Origin of the sequence: Streptomyces venezuelae (genome assembly GCF_008642315.1) — a bacterium.
Lineage (GTDB): Bacteria > Actinomycetota > Actinomycetes > Streptomycetales > Streptomycetaceae > Streptomyces > Streptomyces venezuelae_D.
The window spans coordinates 6,146,297-6,165,754 of record NZ_CP029192.1 but is presented as its reverse complement, the minus strand read 5'-3'; the positions used below and the strand labels follow the sequence as shown (position 1 = coordinate 6,165,754).

The following is a 19,458-nucleotide window of genomic DNA, read 5'->3' as shown; positions in this document are numbered from 1 at the left end:
CTGGGCGTGGGTCGCGGCCACGGTCGCTCACTGCCCCTGTGCCGGGGCCTCGTAGTGCACGAGTGGCGTGTTGGGCTGGTCCGGTGTGGCGCCGAGGAGGGCGACGATGCCGAGCGCGGCGCCCACGGCGAGCAGCGCCCCGGCGGCGACGGTGAGTGAAGCGGCGAGCAGTCGGTGCATTGCGAGGGTCAGCCTCTCTGTCGGAGGTCGTCCCCACCCCGGTCGCACAGCCCCTCGGACGGTGGCACGGCTCCGGCCACGAAGTCCTGGTCACACAGCCCGTACCGGCCCCGCCCGGCAAGTCCCCAGTCTCTGCAATGCATTGACACTTCGTCAAGGGTGCGCCTACGGTTCCCGGCCCATACGGCTCGGTAACACTTCTCCCGCCCTCAGCCCAGGAGTGACCCAATGCGCCGCACCGCCTCTCCTCTGTCGCTGATCCTTCTCGGGCTCGGCGCGTTTCTTCTGGTCCTGGCTCCGATGCTGGCCTGGTACGTCGAGCCACGCGCGAAACGCACGCCCGTGGATGTCGACATCACGACCGTCTTCAAAGGCAAGGGAAGCTATTTCGACACCGAGAAGATCAAGACGGTGCACGACAAGGACCTCACCATCACGCGTCAGGTCCGCGGCGACGTGGCCGACAGCGAGGACAGCGGGCGCGCGATCTGGGACGTGTCCACGTCAGTGGATCCGGACAAATCCCTGCCCGCCGCCGACCCGCACGACTCGCTCCAGTGGACGCTGGAGCGCTGGGTCACCGACCGGAAGACGAACGCGCCGGTGCACTGCTGCGGTGAGGAGCCGTACTTCGAGGGCGAGGCGTACCTGAAGTTCCCCTTCGACGTGGAGAAGCGGTCCTACACCTGGTGGGACAACACGCTGGGCGCGACCGTGCCGCTCACGTACCGCGGCACGAAGAAGATCCAGGGGTACGAGGGGTACCGGTTCACGGCGACGGTGAAGCCCACCAAGACGGGCACGCGCCAGGTGCCGGGGCGGATGGTCGGCCAGCCGAGGAAGAGCCAGGTCATCGCCGACGAGTACTACGCCAACCACGGCATCGAGCTCGTCGCGGACCAGCGCACCGGCCGGATCATCTACGCCGCGATCGGTCCCCGCAAGACGCTGCGCGCGCCGGGGTCGGAGAAGGACGCGACGGTGCTGCTCGACAGCGAGAGGATCGCGTTCACACCGGCCACGCAGAAGGCTCAGGTGAAGCTCGCGGACGACGACAGCAGTCGGCTGGAACTGGTCGGCGAGACGCTGCCGCTCGGTGCGGGCGTGCTGGGCGGGGTACTCGCCGTGGCGGGAATCGTGCTCGTCGTACGAGGGCGTCAGGACGACGGGGCGAACGGTCCCGGGCGGCGCGGTGGCGGAACGGAGCCGGACAGTCCGAATCCGGACACGTCACCGACCGCCCTGCAACCCAGCACGATGTGATGAGACGTCAGCTGTTGAAAGCGCAGAAATTGTCACTTCAGTGAGTAGCCGCGCGGTACGGGTCGGCGAAAACTATCCACCCCACCCGCGCACAGTCCCCGCACCACCCGGACACACCCCTCGCACCTCCCACGCACCACACGAGCAACACCCCCGCACCGCCCGCACGGCCCGTACGAGCACCACCCCGCACCACCCCGCACGGCCTGCACCACCCGCACGATCGCAGCCCTGCACCGCACCACCCGCACCGCCGGCACGAGCACCGCGCCGCACCACAGGCACCACCCCGCACAAGCACCACTCCGCACCGCGTTCGTGCCACCCGCACCACCCGCACTGCCCGCACCAGCCGGACACGCACCTCCGTGAGCCCCACGCTCCACCGCCCGGCCCGCTCCACCGGCAGCACCCGCTCCATCCGCTCCACCCCGCAGGACCCGCAGAACCCAGCAGGACCGTTCCGCCCGACCGGACCCCCCACAGTTCCGCACCCTGAGACGAGTTGGAGCACGCATGCCCCAGCACGTACCGTCCTCGCTGCGCGCGGCCGCCCCACGCCGCGCGGAGCGTATTCCGGCGCTTCCCCCACAGCCGCGCCGGATCGTCTTCCTCGCCCACCGCGACCTCGGCAACCCGGCCGCGGGCGGCTCCGAACTCCTCGTCGACCGGCTGGCCGACGGCCTCAGCAAGCAGGGCCACCAGGTCACCTTGCTGTGCGGCGGCCCCGCCGCGTACCGCGACTACCGCGTCGTCTCCGCCGGTGGCGACCTCGGCCACTATCTGCGGGCCCGCACCGCGTTCACCCGGCAGGTCGGCGACTGCGACCTGCTCGTCGAGGTCTGCAACGGCATGCCGTACCTGGCGCCGCTGTGGCACCGCGGGCCCACCCTGTGCCTCGTCAACCACGTCCACACCGACCTGTGGGGGATGCGCTTCCAGGGCGCGCTCGCCCCCGCGGCCAGGATCGGCCGCAGACTCGAACACTGGGCGCTCTCGGGCGCGCAGCGCGGCAACCTCCTCGTGGCCGTCTCGCCGTCGACCGCCACGGCGCTGCGCGCGATCGGCGTCGACCGGGACCGCATCCGCATCGTGCACAACGGCGTCGAGGAACCGGGGCCGTTGCACGCCCGCTCCGACGAGCCGCTGTTCCTGGCCATGGGACGGCTCGTCGAGTACAAGCGGATCGATCTGCTGCTGCGGCTGTGGGAGCGCGTCAGACCCGTCACGGGCGGCAGGCTCGTGATCGTGGGCGACGGCCCCGAGCGGCAGCGCCTCGAGCAACTCGCCGGTCCCGGGGTCGAGTTCAAGGGGCACGTCTCCGAGGCGGAGAAGCACCGGCTGCTCTGTGAGGCGTGGATGCTGCTCCATCCGTCGGCCGTGGAGGGCTGGGGGCTCGTCATCACCGAGGCCGCGACCCGCTCGACGCCCTCGATCGGCTTCGACGTGCCGGGCGTACGCGACTCCGTGGAGGACGGTGTGACCGGTCTCCTCGCCCGGGGCGAGAGCTCCTTCGCCGCCGCGTGGTGCACCCTCGCGCTCAGCGCCGAGCGCCGCAGGGCCCTCGGCAAGGCCGCGGGCGAGCGGGCGGCGCAGTTCCGGTGGGGCAACACGGTGCGGCAGTTCCAGACGGTGGCGGCCGAAGCGGTCGCCGCACACCAGGTGTCCCAAGGCTCCGCCTCCCAGGGCCCCGCCTCCCAAGAGCATGCGTCCCAAGGACCCCCGACTCCCCAGAGGTCTGCGTGAAGGACCCTTCGCTGCGCCGCTCCGCCACCCTCTTCCGGGCCTTCCTGCGCGAGCAGCAGGAGCCCGAGCGGTGCTACACGCTCCTCGCCCGCGACGCCGCCGACCAGGTCGAGGCGTACGTACCGGTGAAGGGCCGCGTCGTCGTCGACATCGGCGGCGGGGGCGGCTGGTTCACGGAGGAGTTCCGTCGGCGCGGCGCGCAGTCCTTCCTCTTCGAGCCCGACCCCGCCGAGCTGGGACCCAAGCCGCCCGAGGGCGCCGTCGTCGCCGACGGGTACCTGCTGCCGCTGGCGGACGGCGTCGCAGACGTCACGTTCTCCTCGAACGTCCTGGAGCACGTCGACGACCCGCAGACGTTCCTGAGCGAGATGGTCCGGGTCACCGCACCCGGCGGGCTGATCTATGTCTCGTTCACCAACTGGCTCTCCCCGTGGGGCGGTCACGAGTGGGCGCCCTGGCACTACCTGGGCGCCGAACGGGCCCGGGCCCGCTATGAACGACGTACCGGCAAGGCCGCGAAGCACACGCTCGGCGAGAACCTCTTCGTCCACCACGTCGGAGCCACGCTGCGCCAGGTGCGCGGCCGCGACGACGTGGAGATCGTGTCGGCGCGCTCCCGCTACTGGCCCTTCCTGGCCGGGGCGATCACCAAGGTGCCGGGTGTGCGCGAGTTCGCGACCTGGAATCTCCTCCTCATCCTCAGGCGGTGTCCATGACCACGGTCCAGGCCCCACCCCCGGCGGCCGCAAGACCCACGACCGCTGCCCCTGAACCCTCGCGGGGGCCGCGCTCGCGGCGCTGGCTCCTGGGGTTCTGGGCCGTGGTGTTCGTGTCCTTCCTCGCGGTGAAGCCGGGGCGGATGACGTTCGACACCAAGCTCGGTGTCGCCGTCGACCCCTGGCAGTTCCTCTCCGACCTGGGGCAGCTCTGGCACGACAGGGGCGGCTTCGGCGGCATCCAGGACCAGTACGTCGGCTACGCGTTCCCGATGCTGCCGTTCTACGGCCTGGCCGACCTCGTGCAGCTGCCGGTCTGGCTGGCGGAGCGGCTCTGGTTCTCGCTGATCGTGGCGGTCGCGTTCTGGGGTGCGCTGCGGCTCGCCGAGCGCCTGGGCATCGGCAGCCGTCACAGCCGGCTGCTCGGCGCGGTGGTGTACGCGCTGTGGCCGACGTTCACCGTCGTCATCGGCTCGACGTCGGCGGCCGCGCTGCCCGGTGCGTTCCTGCCGTGGGTGCTGCTGCCGCTGGCCGACGACCGGTTCAGCGCGCGCATCGCCGCGTGCCGGTCGGCGCTGATCATCCCGTTCATGGGCGGGGTGAACGCGGCGGCGACGCTGGCCTCGCTGCTGCCCGTGGGCCTGTATCTGCTCTCCCGCCCGAACGGCCCGCGCAAGCGGAAGCTGATCACCTGGTGGGTGCCCGGCGTCATCCTGGCCACCGCCTGGTGGGTCGTACCGCTCCTGATGCTCGGCATCTACGGCGAGAACTTCCTGCCGTTCGTCGAGGACTCGGCGACCACGACCGGCACCATGTCGGCGACCGAGGCGCTGCGCGGCGCCGGCAACTGGGTGGCGTACCTGCACTTCGGCGAGGCCTGGCTGCCCGCGGGGTGGACCGTGGCGACGGCCGTCGTGGCCGTCCTCTGCTCGGCGTTCGCCGCGGCGCTCGGCCTCGCGGGTCTGGCGCGGCGTGACCTGCCGGAACGGCGCTGGCTGGTCCTCACGGTCCTGTCGGTCGTCCTGGTGACCCTCGCCGGTTACGGCGGCGCGTTCGGCGCCCCCTTCCACGGCACGGTCCAGTCGTGGCTGGACGGCGGGCTCGTCCCGTTCCGCAACATCTACAAGTTCCAGACGGGTCTCGCCCTCGCGCTCGCCTTCGGCCTGATGCACCTGGTGGGCGTCGCCGCGCGGGCGCGCGGGGCCCGGCCGGTGCGCGGCAGGCGGTACGCGCCGCTGATCGCGGCGGTCCTGGTCCTGCCCGGCCTGGCCCTGCCCTACCTCAACGGCTCGATCCTGCAGCCCGGTTCGTTCCAGAAGCTGCCCACGTACTGGCAGACGACGGCCGACTGGCTGGAGAAGTACTCGCCGGACTCGCGCGCCCTGGTCGTGCCCGCCACCGCGCACGGCATCTACACCTGGGGCTCCCCCATCGACCAGCCCCTCGACGTGCTCGCCGACTCGCGCTGGGCACAGCGCGACTACGTGCCGTTCGGCGCCCCCGGCAACCGGCGCGCGATGGACGCCGTCGAGCAGGCGCTGATGACCGGCGCCGAAGTGCCCGGCCTGCGCGACTACGTGACGCGGGCCGGTCTGTACTACGTCGTCGTGCGCAACGACCTCGACCCCGACCAGGTCGGCAACGTGCCCACCGCGACGGTCAAGCGCACCCTGGAGGAGTCCGGGTTCCGGCGCGTCACGGGCTTCGGCCCGCAGACCACCGGCGGCATCATCCCCGACGACACGCCGATCCAGGTGGAGGGCCTCTACCCGCGCCAGCGCGCCGTGGAGATCTACGCCCCCACCGACGGCGCCGAGCGCCCCGGCCAGGCAGGCCTGAAGCCGGTGTCGAACACGGCGGTCGTCAGCGGCGGCCCGGAGTCCCTCCTGCCGCTCTCCGCCGACCCGTCGATGCGCGACCGCCCCACCGTCCTGACCGGCGACAACCACCCCGGCGTCGGCGCACCCGCCCTGCAGGCGGTCGGTGACGGCATGCGCCGCGCCGACACCCGCTTCGGCCTGGTCAACTCCAACACCTCATACACGTACGGCCGCGACGAGCGGAACGCGGTCGACGCGCTCCAGAACCCGGACGAGAAACCGCACCAGATCCTGCCGAGCAAGGGCATCGACCACCAGACGACGTCCGAGCTGCGGGGCGCCAAGTCGGTGTCGGCGTCCAGCTACGGCAACTGGCTCTTCCACCTGCCGCAGTACGACCCGGCGAACGCCTTCGACGGAAACCCGGCCACGGCCTGGGCGGAGGGCAACGCCGAGTCCGCGGACGGCGAGTGGATCAAGGCCGAGTTCAACTCGAAGGTCGCGGTGCCGTCCTCCTTCCGCGTCACGCCGCTTCCGCAGAACGGCACGCGGTCGGCGCCCACCCGGATCAAGGTGGAGACGGAGCAGGGCAGCATCACCAGCCCCCTCCAGCCCAACGGGCAGCCCCAGCGTGTCAGGGCCAAGCCCGGCTCCACGGACTTCGTCAAGATCACGATCCTGGACACCCAGGTGGCACGCCCCGGCCTCACCGGCGCGGGCTTCTCGGAGATCACCATCCCCGAGGTGCGCATCACGCGTCTCCTCCAGCTCCCCACGGACGCGGAGAAGTCCACCGACGCGAAGGCCACCACGTACTCGCTGCACCGCACGGCCGACCCGGGCGCGTTCTCGCAGGTGGACACCGAGTCGGGGCTGCACCGCCGCTTCACGACGACGGCGGAGGGCGCGTACGACCTGAAGGCGAGCGCGGTGCCCGTGCCGGGCCGTGAACTCGACGAACTGCTCTACAAGGTGGCGCCCGAGCAGGAGCAGCAGATCATCGCGACGGCCGACTCCACCGCGAAGCTCGGCAGCGGTCTCTCGCCGCGCAACCTCACCGACGGCGACCTGACCACGGCGTGGGTCGCGGGCAGCGACGACCGGCCCGTCATCCACCTCAAGTGGCCCGGCAAACAGCCGGTGGGCGAGATCGTGCTGCCCGCGGCGGGCGGTCTCTCCACCCGGCCCGTGAAGATCGAGATCAGCTCGCCGGACGGCGCGGCGACCGCGGGCGTCGACGAGAACGGCAACGCCCGCTTCGCGCCCATCACCACCGACGAGATGGACATCACCATCACGGAGACGGCGCCGCTGACGGTCCACAACCCGGTGGCGGACGACGACCTCCAGCTGCCCGTGGGCCTCACCGAGGTGTACGTCCCCGCGCTCGACAAGTACCGCACCGAGCAGCCCGACCCCGAGGACCGCTTCTCGCTGCCGTGCGGCCAGGGCCCCACGATGTCGATCGACGGCGAGCTGTACGAGACGAGCGCGAAGGGCAGGGTCCAGGACCTCACCGACCGGCGTCCGGTCGACATCACGCTCTGCCAGGAGGGCGAGAAGTCCTCCGCCGTCCGCCTCGGCGCCGGGGCGCACAGCCTGGAGACGGGCGACGCGGGTCCGCTCGCCGTCATGGACGCGTCCCTGACCACCGGCACGCCGGCGACGCTCGACACCACCGCACGCGAGCTGAAGGTCAAGGACTGGCTCGGCGACCGCCGCGAGCTGACGGTCGGCTCGGGCGCCGCCTCGTACCTCACGACGTACGAGAACGTGAACGACGGCTGGAAGGCGACCCTCAACGGCAAGGAGCTGACGTCGGTCCGGCTCGACGGCTGGCAGCAGGGCTGGCTGGTGCCGAACGGCGAGGGCGGCACGGTCAAGCTGACCTACGAGCCGTCGCAGCTCTACGAGATCGGCCTGATCCTCGCGGGCATCGGCGTCCTCGCCCTGCTGGCGCTGGTCCTCGTCCGACGCCGCGACCCCAACACGGACGGCCCGTCCGCCGCACCGCCCGCCCCGGGCATCGTCCTGGGCACGGTGGCGCTCACCCTGGTGGCGGCGGTCATCGCGGGGCCCTTCGCACTCCTGGTCCCCGCGCTCGCCCTCCTCGCGTGGTGGCGCCACGCGCTGCTGGTGCCGATCGCGTTCCTCGCCATGGCGGGGGCGGGCATCGTGGCGGCGACGGGCGCGGGCGAGCCGGTCGCATCGGGCGGGGGCGCGTTCGGCCACCTGGCCCAACTCCTCGCCCTCATAGCCCTGTTCGCGGCGCTGGTGACGGTGCAGGAGACCCGCCCCCGGACGGTGCGAACGGTGAAGCACGGCCCGGACACGGTGGGCGGCCCCCCACCGCACACACCCGCTCCCGCACCGGGCCCCGACCCGGCGACGCTGCCGCTGGGCCCGAATCCGCCGCCGCTGCCCCACCGTAGGCGCGCGGGGGACGGCACGGACGGCGGACCGGGGACGTCCGCGGGACCGACCGTCTCGGCCCGCGGCCCGGCATCGGCCCAGCCTGACCCCGCGCCACCCGGCCGGACGATGCGCTTCACGCGCCGCAGGCGTCCGTCCACGACAGGAGAAGGCACCCAGCGATGACCGCACTGGAACACCCGGCACGACGCGCGGAAGGTCCCGGGCGGCCGCCCGCGCGCGTGCCGTTCCCCGTCGTCGACGAGGTCTCCCGGCACTGCCTCCAGGAGGAGGAGCCGGAGACCGTGCACATCGAGGTGCACCTGCCGGGCACCCCGGACCCGGACCGCCTCCGCGCCGCCTTCACCGAGGCCCTGCGCCGCCACCCGCGCATCCTGATGCGGGAGGCGCGGGGCCCCTGGTACCGCCGCCGCTACGAGTGGGAACTCACCCCGGATCCGGACGTGGAGGTGGTGACGTTCCCACCCCCGGAACCCGACGCCCTCAAACGCGCCCGAGAACGCGCCTTGGCGGAGGCACCCCCGCTCACCTCCTCACCCCCGATCCGCCTGGAGGTAGTGGCGACACCCCCACCGGCGGACGGCCGCGAGACACACCCGAGGGGACGCACCGGCATGTCCGCCCGCAGCGCGGAGCCACAGGCGTCCGGGGCGGAGGAGCCGACAGAGCCGCAGGGATGGCGAGGACGGACATACCAGGGCGGCCCCGCCCCGGAGAAGACAGAGCGCACCCCCACGGACCCGCCCCCGGAGACGCACCCCGGCACCACCCCGGACGGCGGCTCCGTCCTCTTCCTCACCATCAACCACACGGCCCTGGACGGCCCGGCCTGCCTACGCGTCCTGGCCACCGCCGCCGAGCTGTACGGCGGCAAGGACAACTCCCCGGCGGCGCCCCCCTCCCGCGCCCCGGCCCCCCAACAGACCACCGAGCAGCCCGAGGCCGACGCACCCTCCGGCTGGTCACCCCCCGCCCGGGTCGCGAAGGGCAGGCCCGAGCCCTCCCCCGGCAACGGCATGCTCGTCGCCGAGCTACCGGTCCCGCGCCGCCCCAAGGGGTCCCCGTTCACCGTGAACGACCAGCTCATGGTCGCCACCGCGCTGATGATCGCGCACTGGAACCGTGAACACGGGGCCCGGCCGCGCCCGTTCCGCATCACGATGCCCGTGGACGACCGCCCCCGGGACGCCACGATGCCGATGGGCAACGGCACCCGACTGGTGGAAGTCCCCTTCAGCGCAGCCGAGTTGTCCCCGCGGGACTGGACCCCGGAGGCGACCCGCGACCTCCTGCGCCGCACCTCCGAACGCACCCGCGCCCTCAAGGCGCTCTCCCGCCCCCAACTGGGCCACGGCGCCACGCTCCTGACCGCCCCCGTCCTGCCCGTCACCCTCCGTGCCGCCGTCACCCGCGGTCTGCGCAGAGCCGCCGCCCCCTGGACGTCGACGACGCTCCTGAGCAACATCGGCCGCGTCCCCTACGCCCTGGACTTCGGCGACGCGGGCCGCGCGCACGCCGTCTGGTTCTCCGCGCCCGCCCGGCTGCCGCGCGGCCTCACCGTGACCACGGCGTCGACGGCGGGCCGGCTGCACCTCGCCCTGCGCTGGTCGAGGACGCTGCTCAGCCACGGCGACGGCGCGCACCTGCGCGACCTGTTCGAGCACTACCTCAACGCGACGGAACACACCGAACCCCACGAGACCCACGGGGGGCCCATGTGACCACCGCCACCACGACCACAACCACCCGACGCCCCAAGGGACTCCGGGACTTCTACGAGAACCCGGCCGTCCCCGTCGCGTCCGGCGACGCCCGCAGCATCCGCCAGGCCCGCATGCTCGCCGCCGCGCTCGGCCCGGCCACCACCCGTACCGCCACGGTCCTGGACATCGGCTGCGGCGACGGCACGGCGGCGGCGACCGCGGCGCCGCTCCTCGCCGGGCACCGCGTCGTCGGCGTGGACTGGTCGCAGGACGCGCTGAGGCGTGCGCACGCCCGGCTTCCGTACGTCGTGCGCGGCGAACTCACCGACGGCGGGCTGCCGTTCGCCGACGGGACGGCCGACGCCGTACTGTTCAGCGAGGTCGTCGAGCACCTCGTCGACCCGGACAGCGCCCTGGACGAGCTGAGAAGGGTGCTGCGGCCGGGCGGGCACCTCATGCTGTCCACCCCGAACCTCGCCGCCTGGTACAACCGCGGCCTGCTCCTCGCGGGCGTGCAGCCCGTCTTCTCCGAGGTCAGCCTGCGCGGCATCCACGGCCGCCCCGGCAAGGAGGTCGTGGGGCATCTGCGGCTGTACACGGCGCGCGCCCTGCGCGAGTTCGTCGCCGCGTCCGGCTTCGAGGTCGTACGCCTGTCGGGGGCGCCGTTCCACGGCGTGCCGCGCCCGCTGCGCGCCCTGGACCGGCTGGCCTGCGCCGTGCCGAGTGCCGCGTCGATCCTCCTGCTGCACGCCCGAAGGGCTTGACCATGTGGTGGGGCGTGGCCGCGGCACTGATCGCGAACCTGCTCTACAGCACCGGATTCGTCCTGGAGAAAAGGGCGTTGACGGCGATGCCGTCGGTGAGCGTCCGCAGCCCCGCCCGGCTGCTGCGGCAGGTGCTCGGCAGTCCGCTGTGGATCGGCGGCTCGCTGGCCCTGGCGGCGGGCTTCGGTGCGCAGCTCGCCGTGTACCGCACGCTGCCGATCGCCGCGGCGCAGGGCATCTTCGTGTCCGGCCTCGTCCTCCTCCTGCTGCTCTCCTCCGTCCTGCTCGGCGAGCGGACATCGGGACGCGAGCGGTACGCGGTCGCCGGGATCCTGATCGCGCTGCTGATGGTCGTCCTCTCGCTCAGCGAGGACAGCGACACCGTCGGGCACGGCGCGCCCGTGCCGCTGATCCTCACCGTGTGCCTTCCCTCGCTGGCGGCGGGCGTCTGGCTGTACGGCTCCGCCGAGCGCAGGGCCAAGCACCGGCACCGGATGCCGACGGCGGGCGTCGAGTACGGCGTCGCGGTGGGGCTCCTGTACGGGGTGAGTTCGCTCGCCATCAAGGGCGTGTCCAGCTATCTGACGACGGAGGACATCGGCGGCGCGATCGGCGACCTGCTGCGCTCGCCCTACCCCTACCTGCTGCTCTTCACCGGCGCGTTCGGCCTGGTCATGTCGCAGGCGGCCCTCCAGCGCTGCCGGGCGTCCCTCATCGTCCCCGTGTGCACGACGGTGACGTCACTGTTCACGGCGGTGCTGGGGACGCTGGCGTTCGGCGAGGCGCTGCCGCACGAGCCGGTGCGCCTCACGCTGCGCATCGCGGGCACGGTCCTCGCCGTCTCCGTCCTCCTCGCCATGCCGAAGCACGACGACACAGCACCCCGGCCCTCGACCGCTCCCAAGGAGTTGACCAGCGGATGAACCCCGAAGACCCGCTGCTGAAGATCCTCGCGTGCCCGCTGGACAAGGGCCCGCTGCACCTGCTCGCCGCCGAGGAGCCCCTGGTGCCGGAGGAGTCGCTGTACAACCCCCGGCTGCGGCGGCGCTATCCGGTGCTCGACGGCATACCGCAGCTGCTTCCCTCCTCCGGCGAGCAGGTCCCGGAGGAGGAGCACGAGCAGCTGCTCAAGCGGATGTCCCCGTGACATCCCCGTGGCATCCCGTGACGAGAGGGTCCGCATGACTTTCGCCGCCCGCGTGGCGCCCTATGTCCCCGACCGCCTGATCGCCTCCCTGGCCCGGCTCGTCTATCCCCGCTTCGAACCGGAGCTCGCCCGCCTCGCCGACCTCTGTCCGCCGGGCTGCGGCACCGCCGTGGACGTCGGCGGCTGGTACGGCCCGTGGTCGCACCGGCTCGCCGCGCGCGCGCACCGCGTCGTGACCGTCGAGCCGGTGCCGCAGCTGGCGCGGCTCCTGGCGGCCAGTACGCCCCGCAACGTACGGGTGATCCAGGCCGCGGCGACGGACCGGCCCGGCACGGCCAGGCTGTGGCTGCCGCGCGGCGACCGCGGGGAGAGAGGGGTGTCGTCCCTGGTGCGCCGGGACATCCACGACGTGGCCGTGGACGTGCCGTGTCTGACCCTGGACGGTCTGGGCCTGCGGGACGTGCACTTCGTCAAGATCGATGTGGACGGCAACGAGCTGCGGGTGCTGCGCGGCGCCCGTGAGCTGATCACCCGCGACCGTCCGGCGATCTTCCTGGAGCTGGAGTCGCGGATCCAGCCGACCGCCCCGATCGTGGAGCTCCTCACCGGCCGGCACGGCTACCGGGGCTGGGTGCTGCCGGACGACAGCTGGCTGCCGCTCGACGCGTTCGACCTGGAGGCGCACCAGTCCGGCACCTCGTACGTCGTGTCGCAGGGCCTGCTGCGCCGGGTCCTCACGCCGAGGCGCCCCCGCTACGTCAACTCGGTCCTGTTCCTTCCCGACGGGGACCGCCCGGGAGCGCTCGCGGTGCGCGACGATGGGGTGCATGCCCGCTAGCCCTGCATCGCCCGCCCCCGGCCCGTTCACCGCGCTGGACTTCCAGCTGGTCCTGCTGCGCCGGATGGCCGACCACAACGCCGACCTGGTGGAGAGCGCACGGCACGCGCTGGGCGTCTCCGTCGCGGACATGCGGGAGGCCAACCGCCGCTGGCAGGCGATGACCCGGTCCTCGCGGTCGCGGGGCGCCGTCTCCCGCTACCGCTCGGTCCTCGGCCCGCCCGAGGCGACGGTCCGGCGCCGCATCGGCGACCTGGAGTGCGAGGCGCTGCTCTGGCCGGTGCCGCTCTGGCCCGACCTGCGCTTCGAGGTGCTGCGCGCACCGAACGGAGCCGTGTGGAACGAGTGGCTGGTGCGCGCGCCGGGGGCGGAGGGCCCCGAGCTGCGCACACTCGACGACCTCACGCCCTGGTCCTGCACGGTCGACGAGGCCGCCCGTGCCTTCGCGCCGGCCCGGCCCATGGAGGGGACGGCGCCGACGCGGTGGGGGCTCGCGTTCGAGGCGGTGGACGGGGGCGGTGAACGGCGGCGCTGCGTGGCGGAGTTCACGTGGGGGCTGGTGCAGCGCGTGGGCGTCAGGGAGTGAGTCGTCAGAGAACGAAGACGCTCTGCGCGGTCTCCGTGTGGTACGTCTCGCCCGGATACACGAGCTGCTCCACCTGACCGGTGCAGCCGGGCCCTGTGTGGACCTCGGCGATGGCGTCGGTGTTGTTGACCACCGAGCTCGGGAACCAGTCGATGGCGAAGCACCCGCTCGGGTCGGGGTGAGCCTGTCCGTTGATGTGCAGGACCCCTTCCGCCGCGTACGCCGAGTTCGGCACGGCGAGGGCGAGGGCCGCGGCCGCCGCGAGCGCCCCGAACGTCTTGGTCAGTTTGGCCACTGTGGTCATGCTCCGTCGGTTCATGTCACGCACAGTATCCGATCACGCACACCAGGTGACCGGCGCACGGGGGTGGCCCGTCCTCGGTCGCGCGCCGTGCACGCGCCCTCCTGCCCGCGGGGCAAAAGCCGGACCCCGGCCTTGTTCGCCGCCTCCAACATCTGCTTATGATTCAGCGGTGTTCGATTCGCGGCACATCAAGACGTTCCACGAGGTGGTCCGGGCCGGTTCCTACTCGGCGGCCGCCCGTTCCCTCGGCTATACCCAGCCGGCGATAACCCAGCAGATGAAGGCCCTCGAACGGTCCGTCGGCACCCCCTTGTTCACCCGCGTCGGCCGCCGCATGCGCCTGACCGAGGCGGGCGAGGCGCTGTCGCGGCACGCGGGGATCATCCTGGACGACATCTCCGCCGCCCAGCAGCAGATGAACGCGATCACGCGGCTGCGCTCGGGACGGGTGCGGGTCTGCGCGTTCCCCAGCGCCAACGCGACGCTCATCCCGGAGGCGCTGGCCCGGCTCGCATCGGGCCACCCGGGCGTGCGCGTGGAGCTCCTGGAGGACGAGCCGCCCGAGTCGCTGCGCCGGGTGGTGCGCGGCGAGTGCGACATCACGCTGGCCTTCACCTATCCCGGCCTGCACGACGAGGTGCCCGACGAGCTGGCGGAGATCCCGCTCCTGGAGGACCAGCTGACCGTGCTGCTGCCGGCCGGGCACCGCATGGCCCGCCAGCGCTCGGTGAAGCTCGCCGAGCTGGCCGAGGAGCGGTGGATCGCGGGCTGCCCGCGCTGCCGCGCCAACTTCCTGCACGAGTGCGCCGAGCTGGGCTTCGCGCCCGAGATCGCGTTCACCACCGACGACAACCTGGTGGTGCAGAGCCTGGTCGCGGAGGGACTCGGCATCGCGATGATGCCGGGCCTCGTCCTCAACTTCCTCTGCCACCGCAAGGTGACGGGCCGCGCCCTCGACCCGGCGTCGCGGCGCCAGGTGTCGGCGTACGTCCTCAAGGACCATCTGCGGATTCCGGCCACCGCGCTGGTCCTCGACGAGCTGCGGACGGTCGCCGCCAACCGCGTCGGCTGCTGATCACCACCCCTCCCCCAACCCCACCTGTCCATAAGCGGAAGTTGGGGGGTTGCCAAAAGACTGTCGTTGGACGTGATGGATGGGGCGGCGCGACGCTGCCGGTATGAGCACTCCGACCGCGTACCGGGCCGCCCGGACCACAGAGCGCCTCGACACCCTCGTCGCAGACGTGCGCGAGGCCGTGGGGCGCGGCCTGCCTCCCGACCTGACCGCGTACCTGGTCGGCGAACGGCTCGCCCCCCACCTCGGCTCCGCCGACCTGCTCACCGACGAACAGCGCGAGGGCGACCCCGAGAAGTACCGCCAGCACGTCCTGCACGCCGAGCACGACGGCAGCTTCTCGATCGTGGCGCTGGTCTGGCTGCCCGGGCAGCGGACCTCCATTCACGACCACGTGTCGTGGTGCGTCACGGGCGTGCACGAGGGCGAGGAGCAGGAGCGGCGCTACCGCCTGGTGCCCGCCGCGGGGACCGGCGGCGCGGCCCGCCTCGTCGCCACGGAGGACGTCGTCAACCCGCGGGGCTCGGTGTGCGGATTCGCGCCGCCCGGCGACATCCACCGGGTGTGGAACGCCTGCGGCACGCTCGCGATATCGATCCACATCTACGGCGCCGACATAGCCCGCCTGGGCAGCAGCGTCCGTCGCGTGTACGAACTCCCGGCCGACCGGTAATGGCGCTGCTCGGGGAGCGTACCGGCAGGTCCCGCAACCGTCCCCTGCCGTCCCCGCCCCCGCGGCGCACTCCGCGCAAGCTGCCGGGCCTGGCGCTCGCGGCGGCCGGTGTCGCCGTCGCCTGGGCCGTGCACCACCTCGTGCCGGGCGTTCCGATGCTCACCGTGGCCGTGGTCCTCGGCATCGCGGCGGCCCATGTGCCGGGTGCGGCGCACGCGTTCGTGCGCGGCTCCGGCAAGGCGGGCCTGACGTTCGCGGGCAAGCGGCTGATGCGGGTCGGCGTGGTGCTGCTCGGCCTGAAGCTGAGCCTGGACGACGTGCTGGGGCTCGGCTGGGCCTCGGTGGGGATGGTCCTCTGCGTGGTCGCGGTGACCTTCCTCGGCACGTGGTGGCTGGGCCGCCGGATGGGGCTGCGCGGCGACCAGCCGCTGCTGATCGCCACCGGCTACTCGATCTGCGGCGCCTCCGCGATCGGCGCGGTCAGCGAGGTGTCGGAGAGCGACGAGCGGGACACGGCCACCTCGGTGGCGCTGGTGACCTTGTGCGGCACGCTCGCCATCGCCGTACTGCCGCTGCTGCAGCACCCGTTGGGGCTCAGCGACGCGGAGTTCGGGCGCTGGGTCGGGGCGAGCGTGCACGACGTGGGCCAGGTCGTGGCGACGGCGCAGACCGCGGGTGCGGGGGCGCTGGGCGACGCGGTCCTCGTCAAGCTGATGCGGGTCGCCCTGCTCGCGCCGCTCGTCGCGGCGGTGGCCCTCTCGGTACGGGCGCGCCGGCAGGGACGCGGTTCGACCGAGGGGGCCGCGGGGGCGGGAACGGCCGGGGCCAAGCGACCGCCTCTGGTGCCGCTCTTCGTCGTCGGTTTCCTCGCCATGGTGGCGCTGCGCACGACCGGATGGCTGCCCGGCGGCGCGATCGACGCGGCAGGGACGGTACAGGAACTCCTGCTGGCCGCCGCCCTGTTCGGCCTCGGCAGCGCGGTCGACCTGCCGTCGCTGACGCGCACGGGCGGCCGGGTCGCGGCACTCGGCCTGGTCTCGTGGGGTGTGATCGCGGGGATCTCGTACGTGGGTGTGGTGCTGACGTACTGAGGGACGCACTCGGCGCGATCCGAACAACTGATGCGAACGGCTGGGCAGTTGTTCCCTGGAACAGGTGATCGTCGCCTCAGGAATTGCGCGGGGCGCACGTGATTGACGATGCTTACGGTGCGCGAGCGACGGACTGCAGAACGTTACCGCGTCCCCCGGTCCATGTCCCATACAAGGCCGGGGAGTCGGACCCGGATCCAGGTCCCGAGCATCCCTGAAAGTCCCACAAGGAGAAGCACCACCATGAACCTCATCACTGACGTCGTCGCCGGTCTCGCCCACTTCCTGGGCTGGCTCGTCTGACGTCACCCGCACCATCCGCAGCGACGCCGCCTCCCCCGTCCCAGGGGAGGCGGCGTCGCCGTATGTCGCGTCTGCCCCCTCATCGGCGTAAGACTCTCCTGACACCGGTGCAGACGACGACAACGAGGAGTACGACACGTGGATCCCCTCTTCCCGGCCCTGGACACCGCGCGCGGCGAGGCACTCCGGTTCGGCGAACGCTCCCTGACCTACCCCGAACTGGCGTCGACCGCCGCCTCCTTGGCCCTGAGGCTGCGTGACGCCGGGCGGGTCGCCGTCTGGGCGACACCGTCCCTGGAGACGGCGGTGGGCGTGGTCGCGGCACTGCTCGCGGGCGTACCGGCCGTACCGCTCAACCCGAAGTCGGGCGACTCCGAACTCACGCACATCGTGCGCGACAGCGCGCCGACGCTGGTGCTCGCGGAGCCGGGGGCGGAACTCCCGCCCGCGCTCGCGGCATTGGACCGGCACGACATCGACGTACACGAGACCGGCGGTCCGCACCCCGCCCCCTCCCCCGCCGAACCGGCCCCGGAATCGCCCGCCCTGATCGTCTACACCTCCGGCACCACGGGCCCGCCCAAGGGCGCCGTCCTGCCCCGCCGCGCGATCGCCGCCACCCTGGACGCACTGGAGGACGCCTGGCAGTGGACCGGCGACGACGTCCTGGTGCACGGCCTGCCCCTCTTCCACGTGCACGGCCTGATCCTCGGCACGCTGGGCCCGCTGCGGCGCGGCGGCTCCGTGCGACACCTGGGCCGGTTCGGCACCGAGGGCGTGACGCGCGAGCTCGGCGCGGGGGCGACCATGCTGTTCGGGGTGCCGACGATGTACCACCGGATCGCGGAGGCCCTGCCGGACGACCCGAAGCTCGCGAAGGCCCTTGCCGGTGCGCGCCTCCTCGTGTCCGGCTCGGCGGCGCTGCCTGTCCACGACCACGAGCGCATCGCCGCCGCCACGGGCCGCCACGTCGTCGAGCGGTACGGCATGACGGAGACACTGATGAACACCAGCGTCCGCGCGGACGGCGAGCCGCGCGCGGGCACGGTCGGCGTGCCGTTGCCCGGCGTCGAGCTGCGCCTGGTGGACGAGGCGGGCGAGGAGGCGGCGGCGGACGGCCCGGAGGCGGTGGGCGAGATCCAGGTGCGCGGCCCGAACCTGTTCACGGAGTACCTGAACCGCCCGGACGCGACCGCGGCGGCCTTCGCGCCCGGCGGCTGGTTCCGCACCGGCGACATGGCGGTGCGGGACCCCGACGGATATGTGCGCATCGTCGGCCGCAAGGCCACCGACCTCATCAAGAGCGGCGGCTACAAGATCGGCGCGGGCGAGATCGAGAACGCGCTCCTCGCCCACGAGGGGGTACGGGAGGCCGCGGTCACCGGGGAACCGGACCCCGACCTCGGCGAACGCATCGTGGCCTGGGTGGTCCCCGCCCGGCCGGACACCCCGCCGTCCCTGACCGACCTGGCCGACCACGTGGCCGCATCCCTGGCCCCGCACAAGCGCCCCCGGGTGGTGCGGTACCTGGAGGCCCTGCCGCGCAACGACATGGGCAAGATCATGAAGCGTGCGCTGACCGATTCCTGACCCTCGCCACCACACCGCGACCATGACCGGCCCCTCGTCCGCCCGCGCGGGCGGACGAGGGGCCGTCGGGGCGGGTGACGGCCGCCCCCGCGTCACACCGACGGGCCTGCGCTCAGCAGTTCACCCACTTGTTGGACTTCTGGTGCCAGACCGCGTCGCCGGTCCCGTAGGAACCCTGGGAAACGACGCCCGTGTTCCCGCGGTAGTTCTTCTCCCCGTACCACCTGTAGTCGCAGGAAGCCCCGTGGTTGTACCAGGACTTGAAGCCCTGGAAGACCACGTAGGGGGTGAGGTCAGCGTTGTTGTACTGCACCTTCTGCATACGCCCCGTGTAGTTCTTGCCGGCCCAGACGCAGAAGAATTTGCTCGGGCAGTCCGCCCGGGCCTGCGGAGAGACCTCCGCCTTTCCGACGGCTCCGGCCGTGCCCGTGCCGGCCAGGAGACCACCGGCCAGCACGACACTTCCGATCACAGCCGCGACCCCGTTGGTCATGCGCATGCTGCTACCCCCTTCGAGAAACGGTTGGCTTGGAGGCCGCTTGCCGCGCCCTGGGCGAGATGCATACCTTGGGCGCATCCGTCGGCCCCGGGAACGAGTCTGACCGCCCCGCCCCCGCACTCGCCACGACTGTGCGTCTGAGCGCAAACTCCCTGTTCGGAGGTGGACAGGTGCTGCGGATCCACTTCACCGGCGAGGATCTGGCCCGCACCGTGCTCGCCGAAGCTCCCGACCCGCTCTGTGAGTTGTCCATCAGCCTGCACCGGCGCGATACCAGCGTCGTCTTCGGCCCGTGGAGGGCGCGGCCTGATCCTCCAGCCCTCGTTCTTCTGCCGCTACCGGCCGACGAGCCTCTTCGACCCCCTGCTGCCGCCCGTCCTGCTCTACCCCATCGAACACGAGGCCGGCTGGACCGACCCCATTCGCCTCCGTGACCGTTCCGCGTCACTGCAGACCTCGGCGAAGCTCCTCGGCGTCGTACGCGCCCGACTCCTGGAGGCCGCCGCGGACGGCACCTCCACCACCGGCGAGCTGGCCCGGCGGGCCCACACCAGCCCGCCCAACTGCAGCCGTCACCTCGCGGCGCTGCGCCAGGCGGCACTCATCCACAGCCGACGCCACCGCAACACCACGCTGCACACGATCACCCCGCTCGGCATCGCCCTCCTGAACGGCCGACAGCCGCGCCTCCCCGCCTGAGGACGGGACGACGCGGCCACCGGGCACC

18 protein-coding genes are annotated in these 19,458 nt (G+C 72.5%); 15 read left to right on the top strand and 3 right to left on the bottom strand.

The window, feature by feature from the left end; translation table 11 throughout:
• Window positions 1-27 precede the first annotated feature (27 nt).
• A complete protein-coding gene (locus tag DEJ48_RS39840; RefSeq protein ID WP_190537612.1) occupies window positions 28-180 on the bottom strand; it encodes a hypothetical protein in 153 nt (50 codons plus the stop codon).
• Window positions 181-408: 228 nt separating this feature from the next.
• Between DEJ48_RS39840 and DEJ48_RS26990 the strand changes: the two genes are divergently transcribed.
• From DEJ48_RS26990 to DEJ48_RS26945, 10 genes are all read left to right on the top strand, one after another.
• The gene (locus DEJ48_RS26990; protein ID WP_150218830.1) at window positions 409-1,443 is read left to right on the top strand and encodes a DUF3068 domain-containing protein; all 1,035 of its coding nucleotides are present in this window, start codon (window positions 409-411) and stop codon (window positions 1,441-1,443) included.
• A 516-nt stretch (window positions 1,444-1,959) separates the two neighbouring features.
• Window positions 1,960-3,189 (top strand): glycosyltransferase family 4 protein, encoded by a 1,230-nt coding sequence (locus DEJ48_RS26985; protein WP_150218829.1) that lies wholly within the window; start codon window positions 1,960-1,962, stop codon window positions 3,187-3,189.
• Complete coding sequence (locus tag DEJ48_RS26980; RefSeq protein ID WP_150218828.1) at window positions 3,186-3,905, top strand: class I SAM-dependent methyltransferase; 720 nt, start codon at window positions 3,186-3,188, stop codon at window positions 3,903-3,905. Before DEJ48_RS26985 ends, DEJ48_RS26980 begins: the two co-directional genes overlap by 4 nt.
• Complete coding sequence (locus tag DEJ48_RS26975) at window positions 3,902-8,323, top strand: alpha-(1->3)-arabinofuranosyltransferase (protein WP_150218827.1); 4,422 nt, start codon at window positions 3,902-3,904, stop codon at window positions 8,321-8,323. The genes DEJ48_RS26980 and DEJ48_RS26975 overlap by 4 nt, the downstream gene beginning before the upstream one ends.
• The gene (locus DEJ48_RS26970) at window positions 8,320-9,879 is read left to right on the top strand and encodes a condensation protein (protein WP_150218826.1); all 1,560 of its coding nucleotides are present in this window, start codon (window positions 8,320-8,322) and stop codon (window positions 9,877-9,879) included. Before DEJ48_RS26975 ends, DEJ48_RS26970 begins: the two co-directional genes overlap by 4 nt.
• Entirely contained in the window at window positions 9,876-10,625 is a 750-nt protein-coding gene (locus DEJ48_RS26965; RefSeq protein WP_150218825.1) for a class I SAM-dependent methyltransferase, read from the top strand. Before DEJ48_RS26970 ends, DEJ48_RS26965 begins: the two co-directional genes overlap by 4 nt.
• Before the next feature lie 14 nt (window positions 10,626-10,639).
• Entirely contained in the window at window positions 10,640-11,548 is a 909-nt protein-coding gene (locus DEJ48_RS26960) for a hypothetical protein (RefSeq protein WP_150218824.1), read from the top strand.
• On the top strand, window positions 11,545-11,772 hold the full coding sequence (locus DEJ48_RS26955) for a Trm112 family protein (protein ID WP_150183948.1): 228 nt from the start codon (window positions 11,545-11,547) through the stop codon (window positions 11,770-11,772). The genes DEJ48_RS26960 and DEJ48_RS26955 overlap by 4 nt, the downstream gene beginning before the upstream one ends.
• Window positions 11,773-11,806: 34 nt before the next feature.
• On the top strand, window positions 11,807-12,610 hold the full coding sequence (locus DEJ48_RS26950) for an FkbM family methyltransferase (RefSeq protein WP_150218823.1): 804 nt from the start codon (window positions 11,807-11,809) through the stop codon (window positions 12,608-12,610).
• Window positions 12,591-13,196, top strand: coding sequence for a hypothetical protein (locus tag DEJ48_RS26945; protein WP_150218822.1), 606 nt, complete (start codon window positions 12,591-12,593; stop codon window positions 13,194-13,196). The genes DEJ48_RS26950 and DEJ48_RS26945 overlap by 20 nt, the downstream gene beginning before the upstream one ends.
• 4 nt (window positions 13,197-13,200) lie before the next feature.
• Here DEJ48_RS26945 and DEJ48_RS26940 read toward each other — a convergent pair whose 3' ends face one another.
• Window positions 13,201-13,515, bottom strand: coding sequence for a hypothetical protein (locus tag DEJ48_RS26940; RefSeq protein WP_150218821.1), 315 nt, complete (start codon window positions 13,513-13,515; stop codon window positions 13,201-13,203).
• A 154-nt stretch (window positions 13,516-13,669) separates the two neighbouring features.
• Between DEJ48_RS26940 and DEJ48_RS26935 the strand changes: the two genes are divergently transcribed.
• The 4 genes from DEJ48_RS26935 (at window position 13,670) to DEJ48_RS26920 (ending at window position 18,232) form a co-directional block, all read left to right on the top strand.
• Window positions 13,670-14,575, top strand: coding sequence for a LysR family transcriptional regulator (locus DEJ48_RS26935; RefSeq protein WP_150218820.1), 906 nt, complete (start codon window positions 13,670-13,672; stop codon window positions 14,573-14,575).
• Between the two features lie 103 nt (window positions 14,576-14,678).
• Complete coding sequence (locus tag DEJ48_RS26930) at window positions 14,679-15,248, top strand: cysteine dioxygenase family protein (protein WP_150218819.1); 570 nt, start codon at window positions 14,679-14,681, stop codon at window positions 15,246-15,248.
• A complete protein-coding gene (locus DEJ48_RS26925) occupies window positions 15,248-16,339 on the top strand; it encodes a YeiH family protein (protein WP_150218818.1) in 1,092 nt (363 codons plus the stop codon). The genes DEJ48_RS26930 and DEJ48_RS26925 overlap by 1 nt, the downstream gene beginning before the upstream one ends.
• A 441-nt stretch (window positions 16,340-16,780) precedes the next feature.
• Window positions 16,781-18,232 (top strand): acyl-CoA synthetase, encoded by a 1,452-nt coding sequence (locus DEJ48_RS26920; protein ID WP_150218817.1) that lies wholly within the window; start codon window positions 16,781-16,783, stop codon window positions 18,230-18,232.
• A gap of 112 nt (window positions 18,233-18,344) precedes the next feature.
• On the opposite strand, the gene DEJ48_RS26915 is transcribed toward DEJ48_RS26920, so the two are convergent.
• Entirely contained in the window at window positions 18,345-18,731 is a 387-nt protein-coding gene (locus DEJ48_RS26915) for a peptidase inhibitor family I36 protein (RefSeq protein WP_150218816.1), read from the bottom strand.
• 240 nt (window positions 18,732-18,971) lie between these two features.
• On the opposite strand from DEJ48_RS26915, the gene DEJ48_RS26910 reads away from it, so the two are divergent.
• The gene (locus tag DEJ48_RS26910) at window positions 18,972-19,430 is read left to right on the top strand and encodes an ArsR/SmtB family transcription factor (protein ID WP_190537610.1); all 459 of its coding nucleotides are present in this window, start codon (window positions 18,972-18,974) and stop codon (window positions 19,428-19,430) included.
• Window positions 19,431-19,458: the final 28 nt, after the last annotated feature.